This is a genomic window from Streptosporangium heterodermiicola, from assembly GCF_051390675.1.
In the GTDB taxonomy this organism is placed as follows: Bacteria; Actinomycetota; Actinomycetes; order Streptosporangiales; family Streptosporangiaceae; genus Streptosporangium.
This window is the reverse complement of record NZ_JBPJSR010000001.1, coordinates 597565-610427: the sequence shown is the minus strand read 5'-3', so window position 1 is coordinate 610427 and position 12863 is coordinate 597565. Positions and strand designations below refer to the sequence as shown.

At 72.5% G+C, this 12863-nt stretch carries 11 protein-coding genes; 8 read left to right on the top strand and 3 right to left on the bottom strand.

Annotated features, from left to right (window positions below):
• The first annotated feature begins 7 nt into the window (after window positions 1-7).
• From ACSC1Q_RS02425 to rpe, 8 genes are all read left to right on the top strand, one after another.
• Window positions 8-1660 carry a hypothetical protein gene (locus tag ACSC1Q_RS02425; RefSeq protein ID WP_436756965.1) on the top strand — a complete coding sequence of 551 codons (1653 nt, stop codon included), beginning with the start codon at window positions 8-10 and terminating at the stop codon, window positions 1658-1660.
• A 40-nt stretch (window positions 1661-1700) separates the two neighbouring features.
• On the top strand, window positions 1701-3077 hold the full coding sequence (locus ACSC1Q_RS02420) for a hypothetical protein (protein ID WP_436756964.1): 1377 nt from the start codon (window positions 1701-1703) through the stop codon (window positions 3075-3077).
• A gap of 357 nt (window positions 3078-3434) precedes the next feature.
• Complete coding sequence (gene def, locus ACSC1Q_RS02415) at window positions 3435-3983, top strand: peptide deformylase (protein WP_436756963.1); 549 nt, start codon at window positions 3435-3437, stop codon at window positions 3981-3983.
• Between the two features lie 5 nt (window positions 3984-3988).
• Window positions 3989-4918, top strand: a complete 930-nt coding sequence (gene fmt, locus ACSC1Q_RS02410; protein WP_436756962.1) for a methionyl-tRNA formyltransferase — start codon at window positions 3989-3991, stop codon at window positions 4916-4918.
• 5 nt (window positions 4919-4923) lie between these two features.
• Window positions 4924-6573, top strand: a complete 1650-nt coding sequence (locus tag ACSC1Q_RS02405) for an RsmB/NOP family class I SAM-dependent RNA methyltransferase (RefSeq protein WP_436756961.1) — start codon at window positions 4924-4926, stop codon at window positions 6571-6573.
• Window positions 6574-6687: 114 nt separating this feature from the next.
• Window positions 6688-8541, top strand: coding sequence for an asparagine synthase (glutamine-hydrolyzing) (asnB, locus tag ACSC1Q_RS02400; protein WP_436756960.1), 1854 nt, complete (start codon window positions 6688-6690; stop codon window positions 8539-8541).
• A 71-nt stretch (window positions 8542-8612) separates the two neighbouring features.
• Window positions 8613-8837 carry a twin-arginine translocase TatA/TatE family subunit gene (locus tag ACSC1Q_RS02395; RefSeq protein WP_436756959.1) on the top strand — a complete coding sequence of 75 codons (225 nt, stop codon included), beginning with the start codon at window positions 8613-8615 and terminating at the stop codon, window positions 8835-8837.
• Window positions 8838-8849: 12 nt separating this feature from the next.
• Window positions 8850-9506 carry a ribulose-phosphate 3-epimerase gene (gene rpe, locus ACSC1Q_RS02390; protein ID WP_436756958.1) on the top strand — a complete coding sequence of 219 codons (657 nt, stop codon included), beginning with the start codon at window positions 8850-8852 and terminating at the stop codon, window positions 9504-9506.
• A gap of 199 nt (window positions 9507-9705) precedes the next feature.
• On the opposite strand, the gene ACSC1Q_RS02385 is transcribed toward rpe, so the two are convergent.
• The 3 genes from ACSC1Q_RS02385 to ACSC1Q_RS02375 are packed head-to-tail and all read right to left on the bottom strand — an operon-like array spanning window position 9706 to window position 12757.
• Window positions 9706-10764 carry an ABC transporter ATP-binding protein gene (locus ACSC1Q_RS02385; protein ID WP_436756957.1) on the bottom strand — a complete coding sequence of 353 codons (1059 nt, stop codon included), beginning with the start codon at window positions 10762-10764 and terminating at the stop codon, window positions 9706-9708.
• Window positions 10761-11762 carry an ABC transporter ATP-binding protein gene (locus ACSC1Q_RS02380; RefSeq protein WP_436756956.1) on the bottom strand — a complete coding sequence of 334 codons (1002 nt, stop codon included), beginning with the start codon at window positions 11760-11762 and terminating at the stop codon, window positions 10761-10763. Before ACSC1Q_RS02380 ends, ACSC1Q_RS02385 begins: the two co-directional genes overlap by 4 nt.
• 14 nt (window positions 11763-11776) lie before the next feature.
• Complete coding sequence (locus ACSC1Q_RS02375) at window positions 11777-12757, bottom strand: ABC transporter permease (protein ID WP_436756955.1); 981 nt, start codon at window positions 12755-12757, stop codon at window positions 11777-11779.
• Window positions 12758-12863 lie beyond the last annotated feature (106 nt).

Here is a 12863-nt window from a genome sequence, read left to right as displayed (position 1 = left end):
CGAATGGGTGAATCGGGCCGTAGACGACCTGCGCGCGTGGGGGCGTGCGCACGGCCTTGACGTTGACGTGGACGAGGTGCGGCTGCTCTGCGACTACGCGAGCGACTATCTGGACGTGAACGAGCTGGGCGACTTCACCCCCGTCGCCTTCGAGGAGCTGCTGCTCAACATCTATCCGCGCAAGGTCATCGCCCCCCCGGAGAGCGCCCCGGAGACCGTCGCCGCCGCTCGCACCCTGGTCGACTTCCTGCTCGCCACCGAGGAGATCGGCGGCAAGATGGCGGTCAGGATGAGGAGCGTCCTCGACCGCATCGAGCCCGAGATGCCCATCGCCCTCGCCGACACCTCACGTTTCGGCATGGCCAAGAGCCTCTTCAGCGCGATGGGCGCCGACTCGCTGGAGCGGGCCACCGAGGGCACTGAAAGCGCGATCCTCTCCGTCTCTGCGGTGCAGGAGGAGCCCGCCGTCGAGCACTGCGACTGCCCCGGCTGCTCGCCGCTGCCCGCCGTGCGCCTGGCGCCCCGCGAGGCGCTCGCCGGGAACGCCCTGCGGGTGCCGCTGCTCACCGACGCGCGCAGGCTGGTCCAGTGGATGCTCGCCGGGGGCCGCACCCCGACCGTGAAGGGCAGGCTCAGGGTCCGCGACGCCGCCGAGGCGACCGCCCAGCTCTCGGTGGCCGACCCCGGCCTGCTGTGGGAGCTCGCGGTGCACACCGGCCTGGTCACGGTCGAGGGCACCGCCATCTTCGACGGCGAGGACTTCGACCCGCTCGACATCTGGGCCGCGACGGTCGAGTTCGTCGTCGAGAAGGACACCGGCGGCGCCGTGACGGGCGACGTCTCCCTCGACGAGGAGCTCTACGGCCTGTGCGACATGCTCTACCGCCTCCAGGCGCCCGTGCCGATCCCCCTCGTCAGGGAGTACCTGGAGGAGATCGGCCTCGTCGAGGAGGGCGAGATCGACATCCCCGAGGCCGTCAGGCGGCTCGCCTACTGCGGGATGGCCGAGCCGGGCGACGAGCTGCTGGAGCTCACCCCGCTGGCCCTGTGGGGGCTGCACGAGCTCTACACCGACCTGGGCATGGAGGCGCCCGAGGCGCCCGACCTGACCACCGCCGACGCGCCCGAGCTCATCGAGGGACTGCTCTCCGGCATGCCCGCCGAGATGGCCGAGGCCGACATCGGGGGCTGGCTGGAGAACAGGACCCCGGCGCAGGCGGTCACCGAGCTGCTCGGCTCCGTCTCCGGCGCGCCCTCGGTCGCGAGGGGCGTCGCGGTGACGATCGTCGACCGCCTCGGCCCCGACGCCGAGGAGGCGATACGCGCCTTCCTGGAGGAGCCGGAGCTGCGCCCGCACGCCATCCACTGGCTGAGCACGCGAGGGCTCGCGGCCCCCGCGCTCACCCAGGAGGAGGTGCTCTGGATGAGCGTGGACATGCTCGCCCTGGCCATGCCCGCCGCCGAGGAGGATCCGGAGACGTTCGCCGAGAACATGTCCGCCTCAGGCCCCCCGTCACACGTGATCGAGGAGATGTGGCGGGTCGACCATCCCGAGGTCGTCGACGTCCTTGAGCTGCTCGGACGCTCCCTGAGAGATCACGGAGCGGCCAAGGCGGCCCGCAAGGCGGCTTTCAAGGCACGTTCCCGCGCCATCGGCTGAGCCGTGTATGCGTGAGGCGCGAGTGCAGTAAGTTTCACGGGTGGCAAAGAGCGGGAACAGTGGGAACGTCTTCGACATCGGCGAACTGCGCAGGCTGGTCGACGAGCTGGGAACGGCACCACGCGAGCTGCGGGCGGTCGTCCTGGAGGAGTCCGTCACCGCCACGGGCCGCGCCTGTCCCCCGCGCGGCGACGCGCTGAGCTTCCCCCCCGTCGACCTCGCGGCCGACGCGGAGCTGGCCGCGTACGTGCCGCACGTGCCGCTGGTGATCGACGCCCAGCGCCTGGCCGCCTGGACCGGCGTCCGCCAGGTGACCCCCGAGGGCCTGCTGCCCGACCCGTTCGCTCCGTGCGCCGAGCTCGGCCTGCCGGGCCCCGGCCGGCTGCACCTGCTCTGGGTGGTCGCCGTCAACACCGGCATGCTCCGCATCTCCCGCGGCCAGGTGACGCCCGGCCCGCTCGTGCTCTCCCCCGACCTGCCGCCCCGGGCGCTGCTGGGGTTCTGGGACGGCGTGGTCATGGACGTCCTCGACCGCGCCGACGACGACCTGACCGGCTCTCCGGTGATCGACGACCACCTGGCCGAGATGCTCGCCACGCTGTACGCCGTACGCGAGGGGCTGTCCACCGCGACCCTGGTGAAGGGCGTCCTGCAGTCGCACCAGGTGGCCTGCGGGGCCCGCCAGGCGGAGATGCGGGTGCTGGCCCGCGAGCTCCCGGCCCGGCTGGAGACGGCCCTGTCGCTCCTGGGCTACTGCGGGCTCGTCGAGACCTCGCCGGAGGGCCGGCCCCGGCTCACCCCGCTCGGCATGTGGGCCGTCCGCCAGGACCTGATGCGGGAGGGCCACGACGCGCCGACGGGCGCCGAGGTCGCCGTCTTCACCGACCTCGGCGCGGCCGAGCTGGTCGAGGCGATCATGGAGGGCTCCGCCGCTCCCAGCGCCGTCACCGTGTGGCTGGAGTCCCGCCACCCCGAGGCCGCCGCCCGCGAGCTGGTCAAGGTCGCCGCCTCCGGCACGGCCGGCCGCCGCGGCGCCGCGGGCACGATCCTGGAGGAGCTCGGCCCCGAGGCCGAGGCCCCGCTCAGGGAGGCGCTCTCCGAGCCCGCCATGTGGCGCTACGCCGCCTCCTGGCTGCACATCCGCGACCTGCCCGCGCCCGCCCTCACGCCCGCCGACAACACCTGGCTCGCGGTCGACTCGCTCGCCTCGCTGCTGGAGCGCGGCGACGCCTCCGAGGCGATCTGCGAGTTCGACGCGCTGGAGCCCGGCGAGGACCTCGTTCGCGTGATCGAGGAGATGGCCCTGGTGGACCACCCCGACACCTTCGCCGTCCTGGACCTGCTGGGGTCCCGCCACGGCGACGCGGCGGTGGCCAAGTCCGCCCGCAAGGCCGCGATGAAGGCCCGCTCCCGCTGACCCGTTCCCGCCGACCCGCCCCCGGGCCTCCTCCCGGCGATGGCCAGGCCGGGAGGAGGCCCGTCCGCCCCTCACGGTGGCCCGTCCACCCCTCACGGTGGCCCTTCCGCCCCTCACGGTGGCCCTTCCGCCCCTCACGGTGGCCCGTCCGCCCCTCACAGTGGCTTGTCCGTCCCCTCCCGATGAAGGTCCGTCGTCCGTTCGCGTCCGCCTCCGTCCGCTCCCGGCGGCGGCCCGCCGGGCCCGTCCCCGCGCCCGCTCCGGGAGAAGGCCCCGTGCCGGTCCCCGAGAAGGCCCGGGGGAGGCCGCCGGCGCCCTTAGACTGGGGCAATCCCCTGGAGCGTGAGGAGATCCCTGTTGGCCATTCAGCCGATCCGCCTGTTCGGCGACCCGGTGCTGCGCACTCCGGCCGAGCCGGTCAAGGACTTCGACAAGGAGCTGCGCAAGCTCGTCAAAGACCTCACCGACACGATGATGGACGCGCCGGGAGCCGGTCTGGCGGCGCCGCAGATCGGAGTCGGCCTGCGGGTCTTCACCTACTACGTGGACGACCGGCTCGGGCACCTGATCAACCCCAACCTCGACCTGTCCGAGGACAAGGACGAGGAGGGGGAGGAGGGCTGCCTGTCGTTCCCCGGCCTGTCCTTCCCCACGCCCCGGTCGATCCGGGCCGTGGCGACCGGTTTCACCATGCACGGCGAGCCGGTGACCCTTGAGGGCACCGACCTGATGGCCCGCTGCTTCCAGCACGAGACCGACCACCTGGACGGCGTGCTGTTCATCGACCGGATGGACCTCAAGCAGCGCAAGCTCGCCATGAAGGCGATCCGCGAGGCCGACTGGAACGGGCTGTCGGCCCCCGCGTTCAAGATCTCCCCGCACGCCACCCAAGGGAAGGCTCTGTAGGAACCTTGCGCCTGGTCTTCGCCGGAACCCCGGACACCGCCCTGCCCTCGCTGCGGGCCCTGATCGACTCGCCTCGCCACGACGTCGTCGCCGTCGTCACGCGCCCGGACGCCCAGTCGGGCCGGGGCCGCAAGGTCCACCCGAGCCCCGTCGCCGAGCTCGCCGAGGAGGCGGGCATCGAGGTGCTCAGGCCGCCCAAGGCGGGCGACCCGGGCTTCCTCGACCGGCTCAGGGAGCTCGGCCCCGACTGCTGCCCGGTGGTCGCCTACGGCGCCCTCCTGCCGCAGGCCGCCCTCGACATCCCCCGGTACGGCTGGGTCAACCTGCACTTCTCGCTGCTGCCGGCCTGGCGTGGCGCGGCGCCGGTGCAGCACGCCGTGCTCCACGGCGACGCGATCACCGGCGCGGCCACCTTCCAGATCGTCAAGGAGCTGGACGCGGGCCCGGTCTACGGCGTGGTCACCGAGGAGATCCGTGCCGCCGACACCAGCGGGGAGCTGCTCGCCAGGCTCGCCGAGTCCGGTGCCGGGCTGCTCGCCGCCACCCTCGACGGGATCGAGGACGGCAAGCTGGAGGCCGTCCCGCAGCCCGCCGAGGGGGTGAGCCTCGCCCCGAAGATCGGCGTCGACGACGCCAGGGTCGACTGGGCCGCGCCCGCGATGCGGGTCGACCGCCTGATCCGTGCCTGCGCCCCCGCGCCGGGGGCGTGGACCGAGTTCCGCGGCCAGCGCGTCAAGATCGGTCCGGTGCGGCCGGTTCCCGACGCCTCCGGCCTGGCCCCCGGTCAGATCGCGGCGTCCAAGAACTCCGTCCTGGTGGGCACCGCCACCTACCCGGTCGAGCTGGGCGAGGTGCAGCCGCAGGGCAAGCGCCTGATGGGCGCGGGGGAGTGGGCCCGCGGCGTGCGGCCCACCGACGAGGATCGGCTGGCCTGAAGATCATGAGCAGTGGTAACGGCCGTAACGTCCCGCGCGGCGGGAATCGCGGCTCGGCGGGCCGCCCGCGCGGTGCCGGAGGCGGGGGCGGGGGAGGGCGCCCGCCCAAGCCGGTCCGCGACGAGGCGCGCAACGCCGCGTACGACCTGATGCGCGCCGTCGACGAGCGCGACGCCTACGCCAACCTGCTGATGCCCGCGCTGCTGCGCGACCGCCGCCTGTCGGGGCGCGACGCGGGGCTGGCCACCGAGCTGGCCTACGGCACCCTGCGCGGCCTCGGCACCTACGACGAGATCATCGCGGCCTGCAGCGACCGGGCGCCGGAGGACGTCGACCCGCCGCTGCTCGACGCCGTCCGCCTGGGCGTGCACCAGCTGCTCAAGACGCGGGTCCCCCCGCACGCCGCCGTCGGCACCACGGTCGACCTGGTGCGCCTGCGGGTGGGCATCGGCGCCTCCAAGTACGCCAACGCCGTGCTGCGCAAGGTCTCCACCCGCTCGCTGGAGCAGTGGATCCCGATCGTGGCGCCCGACCCGGCCGACGACCCGGTGGGGCACCTGGCGGTGGCGCACAGCCACCCGAGGTGGATCGTCGACGCCCTGCGTGACGCGGTGGGCGGCGACTTCGACGAGACGGCCGCCCTGCTCGCGGCCGACAACGAGCGTCCCAAGGTGACCCTGGTCGCCCGCCCCGGCCGCTCGTCGGTGAAGGAGCTCCTCGACGCGGGCGCGGAACCCGCCAGATACTCCCCGTACGCCGCCTACCTGCCCGAGGGCGACCCCGGGGCGGTCCTCGCCGTGGCCGAGTCGCGCGCGGCCGTCCAGGACGAGGCCAGCCAGCTCGTCGCGCTCGCCCTGACGCGGGTGCCGATGGAGGGCTCCGACTCCCGCTGGCTCGACCTGTGCGCGGGGCCCGGCGGCAAGGCGGGGCTGCTCGACGCCATCGCGACCCGCGGCGACGAGGCGGGCTTGGGCGGTCCAGGCGCCGGATCCGGAGCCGGCGAGCCCGTACCGGCCGCGGCGCCCGCCACGGTCGCGGGCGCGGTTCCGAGCGCGGTCCCGTCCAGGGGTTCCGGCCCGGGCGTGAGTCCTGGCGCGGTCCCGGCCGTGGGCTCCGGTCCGGCCGCGGGTTCCGGCCCGGGCGGCGGGCCGGTGGCCTTTCCCGGCGGGGCGCGGCTGCTCGCCGCCGAGCTGCAGTACCACCGGGCGCGGCTGGTGTGGCAGACGACCCGGCAGGCCGCGGTGATCACCGCGGACGGCACCGCGCCCGCCTGGCGGCCGGGGGCCTTCGACCGGGTGATGCTCGACGCCCCCTGCACCGGCCTGGGCGCGCTGCGCCGCCGCCCCGAGGCCCGCTGGCGCCGCGATCCCCGTAGCCTTCCCGAGCTGGGCAGGCTCCAGCGCGCCCTGCTCGACTCGGCGATCGACGCGGTCCGGCCCGGTGGCGTCGTCGCGTACGTGACCTGCTCGCCGCACCTGGCCGAGACCGTCACCGTGGTCGGCGACCTCCTGCGCCGCCGCGACGACGTCGAGGCGCTGGACGCCCGCGAGCACCTCCCCGAGGTGGAGGGGCTGGGAGAGGGGCCGTACGCGCGGTTCTGGCCGCACCGGCACGGCACCGACGCCATGTTCCTGGCCCTGCTGCGCCGCCGCTGAAGGAGGCGCCCGGGGGCATCGTCGCAGCTCAGGGCGTGCCACCTGGGCATATATGGCCACCGCGCGCTGTTCGACTGGATATAGCTGCTTCCGACGGGACGCGGGGGTGTCCAGATGTGCGGAATCTGTGGATGGGTGGACTTCGAGCGCGATCTCCGGCGGTCACGGGCCACCGCGCAGGCCATGACCGACACCATGGCCTGCCGGGGACCCGACGACGAGGGGCTGTGGCTCGCCCCGCACGCCGCGATGGGTCACCGGCGTCTGGCCATCATCGACATCGAGGGCGGGCGCCAGCCGATGGTCGCCGACGAGGACGGGCGGCCGCTCGCCGTCCTCACCTACAGCGGCGAGATCTACAACTTCGTCGAGCTGCGCGCGGAGCTGACCGCCCGCGGCCATCGCTTCCTCACCCAGAGTGACACCGAGGTCCTGCTGCGGGCCTATCTCGAATGGGGCGAGGGCTTCGCCGAGCGGCTGAACGGCATGTTCGCCTTCGGGATCTGGGACACCCGCCGCGAGGAGCTGCTGCTCGTCCGGGACCGGATGGGCATCAAGCCGCTCTACTACTACCCGCTGCCGGGTGGCGTGCTGTTCGGCTCCGAGCCCAAGGCGATCCTCGCCAACCCCGTCATCAGGACGCCCACGGTCGACGCGGACGGCCTGCGCGAGCTGATCGCCTTCGTCAAGACCCCGGAACGGGCCGTCTACCAGGGCATGTACGAGGTCCGCCCCGGCCACACCGTCCGGGTGACCCGCGACTTCCTGTGCCGCCGCCCCTACTGGCGCCTGGAGTCCCACGAGCACCCCGACGACCTCGCCACCACCGTCGGGACGGTACGCGAGCTGCTGGACGACATCGTCACCCGCCAGCTCATCTCGGACGTGCCGCTGTGCACCCTGCTCTCCGGCGGCCTCGACTCCAGCACCGTCACGGCGCTCGCCGCGCTCGGCCTGGAGGGGCAGGGGGCCGGGAGGGTCCGGTCGTTCTCCGTCGACTTCACCGGCTACAGCGAGAACTTCAAGCCCGACGAGATGCGCGACACTCCCGACACGCCGTACGTGCACGACGTCGTGCGGCACATCGGCGCCGACCACACCGACATCGTCCTGGACTCCTCCGACCTCATGGATCCCGCAGTGCGCGCCGCGGTCCTGAGGGCGCGTGACCTGCCGATCGGTATCGGCGACATGGACACCTCCCTCTACCTGCTGTTCCGCGCCATCCGGGGTCATTCCACGGTGGCGCTGTCCGGCGAGTCCGCCGACGAGGTCTTCGGCGGCTACCGGTGGTTCTTCGACCCCGAGGCGGTCTCCGCCGACACCTTCCCGTGGCTGGTGTCCCCCGGGTTCGGGCGGTTCGCCGGGGTGGGGGCCCTCCTCGACGAGGACCTGACCCACAAGCTGGACATTCCCGGCTACCGCGCGGACAGTTACCGGCAGGCGCTCGACGAGGTGCCCCGGCTGCCCGGTGAGGAGGGCCTGGAACGGCGCATGCGGGAGATCTCCTATCTGCACCTCACCCGGTTCGTGCAGATCCTGCTGGACCGCAAGGACCGGATGAGCATGGGCGTCGGGCTGGAGGTCCGGGTGCCGTTCTGCGACCACCGGCTGGTGGAGTACGTCTTCAACGCCCCCTGGGCGATGAAGACCTTCGACGGGCAGGAGAAGAGCCTGCTGCGCGCCGCCGCCGCGGACGTCCTGCCGCCCTCGGTCGTCGGGCGCCGCAAGAGCCCCTACCCCTCGACGCAGGACCCCTCCTACGAGGAGGCCGTCCGCGCCGAGGCCTCCCGGCTGCTCGCCGACGGGAACATGGCCGCCGCGTCGCTGATCGACCCGGAGAAGGTACGGGGCCTGATCGACCGCCCCGAGTCGGCCGGTGGCCCTTCGGGCACCCGGGCGTCGCTGGAGGGGCTGCTCCAGTTCAACGCCTGGCTGGAGAGGTACCGCGTCCGGGTCGACATCTGACCGCGCCCCGCGCCTTTGACCGGGCTCCCGCGTCCGGCGCGGGGGAGATCCCATCGGAAGGAGGTCGTCCCATGGCCGACCTGGGACTGCCCGAGCTGCTCATCATCGTGGCGGTGTTCGTCCTGCTGTTCGGTTCCGCGAAGCTGCCCGGCGTGGCCAGGTCGGTGGGCCGCTCCCTGCGGGTCTTCAAGACCGAGGTGAACAGGCCGGACGACGTGCCGCCGCCTCCCGGCGAGGCCGGCGAGGCCGGCGAGGCCGGCGGGACCGGCGGACCGGACGAGGGCTCCCGCCGCTAGAATCGGCCAATCATGGCCGTACAGATCTCGCCCAGCATCCTGTCCGCCGACTTCGCCCGCCTCGCCGAGGCGGCCGCGGCGGTCCCCAACGCCGACTGGCTGCACGTGGACGTCATGGACAACCACTTCGTGCCCAACCTGACCCTCGGGCTGCCGGTCGTCGAGTCCCTGCTCAAGGCGACCTCGACGCCGCTCGACTGCCACCTCATGATCGAAGACCCGGATCGCTGGGCCCCCTCGTACGCCGAGGCCGGGGCCGGGAGCGTCACCGTCCACGTGGAGGCGGCCAAGGCCCCGGTCCGCACGCTGCGCCAGATCCGCCGCGCGGGCGCCCGCGCCGGCCTGGCCCTGAATCCCGCCACCCCCGTCGAGCCGTACGAGGACCTGCTCGGCGAGCTCGACATGCTGCTGCTGATGACCGTCGACCCCGGTTTCGGCGGGCAGCGGTTCCTCGACATGGTGCTGCCCAAGATCCGCAGGACCCGCGAGCTCGTCGACCGGCACGGCGGCCAGGTGTGGCTCCAGGTGGACGGCGGCGTCTCCGACGCGACGATCGAGCGCTGCGCGGAGGCGGGCGCCGACGTCTTCGTGGCGGGCAACGCCGTCTACGGCGCCGAGGACCCGGCCCGCGCGGTCGACAACCTGCGCGCCCTGGCCACCAAGGGCTGACCAGGCCGCCAAGGATGACCGGGCCGCCAAGGATGACCGGGCCGTCAAGGGCTGACCGGGAGACCGGCCGATCGGGAGATCGGTCGTCCGACGGCGAGGGGCGGGCCCAGGCGGGCCCGCCCCTCGCCGTCCGAGAGTCACCGCGCCCCTATGGCCCGCCCGCCGTGATCTTCGGCGAGGGCCGGGGGAGGTGGAGCGGTCAGCCCTGCAGGGCCGGGTCCAGCACCACGTCCCGGCCGTGCACGGTCGGCTGCTCGGGGAAGTGGCAGGCGGTCAGGTGACCCTCCTTGTTCCCCTCCAGCCTGACCAGCGGGGGTTCCTCGGTCGCGCACTTGTCCTGGGCCTTCCAGCAGCGGGTGCGGAAGCGGCAGCCGGACGGCGGGTTGATCGGGGAGGGCACGTCCCCGGCGAGGCGGATGCGCTCGCGCGGCTCCGCGTCCTCCAGCACCTCGGGCACCGCCGACAGCAGCGCGTGGGTGTAGGGGTGGCGGGGGCGCTCGTACAGGGAGGCGCGGTCGGCGACCTCGACGATCTTGCCGAGATACATGACCGCGACCCGCTGGGAGAAGTGCCGCACGATCGCGAGGTCGTGCGCGATGAACAGGAACGCGATGCCCATGTCCCGCTGGAGCTGCTGGAGCAGGTTGACGACCTGGGCCTGGATGGAGACGTCGAGGGCGGAGACCGGCTCGTCCGCGATGATCAGCTTGGGGTTCAGGGAGAGCGCGCGGGCCACCCCGATGCGCTGCCGCTGGCCGCCGGAGAACTCGTGCGGGAAGCGGTTGAAGTGCTCGGGGTTGAGCCCGACGATCTCCAGGAGCTCCCGCACCCGGTTGTCCCTGCCGCCCGGGGGGTTGATGCCGTTGATCTCCATCGGGCCGCCGACGATGGTGCCCACCGTGTGCCGGGGGTTCAGCGACGAGTACGGGTCCTGGAAGATCATCTGGATCTCGGCCCGGATCGGCTTCAGCTCCCTGCGCTTGGCGTGGCCGATCTCCTGCCCGGCGTACTTGATGCTGCCCGCGGTGGGCTCCAGCAGCCTGGACGCCAGCCGCCCGGCGGTGGACTTGCCGCAGCCGGACTCGCCGACCAGGCCGAGCGTCTCACCGGCGTGCACGGTCAGGTCGATGCCGTCCACCGCGTGGACCTTGCCGACCTGGTGCTTGAAGATGACACCGCCCATCACCGGGAAGTGCTTCTTCAGGCCGGACAGCTCCAGCAGCGCCTCGCCGCGGGGTTCGCCGGTTGTCTCGCTCACTTTTGGATCTCCCTCTTCTGGGCGAGGGTCAGGTAGCACGCGTCGCCGTGGCCGCGGTGCGGGGACAGTTCGGGGCGCTCGGAGCGGCACAGCCCGGGACCGGCCAGCTCCATGAAGTCGCACCGGGGGTGGAAGGGGCAGCCGGGCGGGACGTTGATCAGGCTCGGCGGGGTGCCGCGGACCGGGCGGAGCGGGACGTCCACCGGGGCGGTCAGCCGGGGCATGGAGGCGAGCAGGCCCCAGGTGTAGGGGTGGCGGGGCTCGTGGAGGACCTCCCTGACGGTCCCGCGCTCGACCGCCCGCCCGGCGTACATCACCAGCACGTCGTGCGCGGTGTTGGCGACCACGCCGAGGTCGTGGGTGATCAGGATGATCGAGGCCCCCGTCTGGTCCTGGAGCTCCTTGAGCAGGTCCAGGATCTGGGCCTGCACGGTCACGTCCAGGGCGGTGGTGGGCTCGTCGGCGATCAGCAGGTCCGGGTCGCACACCAGGGCCATCGCGATCATCGCGCGCTGCCGCATGCCGCCGGAGAACTGGTGGGGATAGTCGTCCACCCTGGTCTTCGGCTGGGGGATGCCGACCCGCGTCAGCATCTCGATCGCCCGGTCCCTGGCCTCGGAACGGCTCGCGCCGGTGTGCTTGCGGTAGACCTCGGAGATCTGCTTTCCGATGGTGTGGTACGGCGAGAGCGAGGTCAGCGGGTCCTGGAAGATCATCGCGACCTTGTTGCCGCGGAGCTTCTCCATGGTGGACCGGGAGGCGCCGATCAGCTCCTCGCCGTCCAGCCGGATCTCCCCGCCGATCTTGGTGGTCTCCGGGTTGTGCAGGCCGAGCACGCTCAGGTTGGTCACCGACTTGCCCGAGCCGGACTCGCCGACGATGCCCAGCGTGGTGCCCTTCTCCACGTCGAAGGAGAGCCCGTCCACCGCGTGGACGACGCCGTCCTCGGTGTGGAAGTCGACGGTCAGGTCACGGACCGAGAGGAACGGAGTTGACACTTTCTTCAAGGCTCCTAGCTCAGCCGCACGCGGGGGTCGATGAAGGCGTACATGATGTCGACGACGATGTTGAAGACGACGATCGCGGCGGCCGCGACGAGCACCGTCGCCATCAGCATGGGCAGGTCGGAGTTGGTGACCGCCTTGACCGACAGCTGGCCGAGCCCCTGGAGGCCGAAGGTCTGCTCGGTGATGATCGCGCCGCCGATGAGCGCGCCGAGGTCCACACCGAAGATCGTGATGATGGGGGTGAGCGTGCCGCGCATCGCGAAGCGCATCACGACGCTGCGGCCGGACATGCCCTTGGCCCGCGCGGTACGGACGTAGTCCTCGCTGAGCTGCTCCACCATCGTCGAGCGGGTCATGCGGGTGTAGTTGGCGGTGAAGATGATCGCCAGCACCAGCCACGGCAGCAGCAGGCCGGTGGCCCAGCCGACGGGGTCCTGGGTGAACTCCACGTACTTGGGACGCCAGAAGATCTGGTTCTGGTAGACGAGGAAGTACAGGGCGAGGGTGCCGATGAAGTAGATCTGCACGGAGGCGCCGATGAGGGACGACACGCTGGCGATCTTGTCCAGCGGCTTGCCCTGCCGGAGCGCCGCGATGATGCCGGTCGCCACGCCGAAGGTGAGGAAGACGGCCGCGGCCCCGATGGTGAGCGAGATGGTCAGCGGGAGCCGGTCCAGGATCGTCTCGAACACCGGCGCGCGGTTGACGAAGGAGAAGCCGAGGCAGGGGGCGGGGCAGGCGCCCAGGCCCCCGTAGTCGCGGCCGACGAAGATTCCGGCCAGCCAGGCCACGAACTGGGCGAACAGGGGCTGATCCAGTCCCAGGTTGTGCCGCGCCTGCTCCAGCAGCTCCGGCGGGCAGACCTTGCCGCAGGCGAGTCTCGCCGGGTCGGCGGGCACGGCGAAGAAGAGGAAGAACGTGACCGCGGAGATGATCACGAGTGTGACCGCGGCGCCGAGCATGCGGCGAGTGATGAATGGAAGCATTGCCTGTTTTCCCGAGGTGGCTGGGACCGGTGGGGCCGGGGAGGCCCCTGGCCGTGGCCTCGCGGGGATGTCGTCATCCCCGCGAGGCCACGGCCGTCGGTTCTCC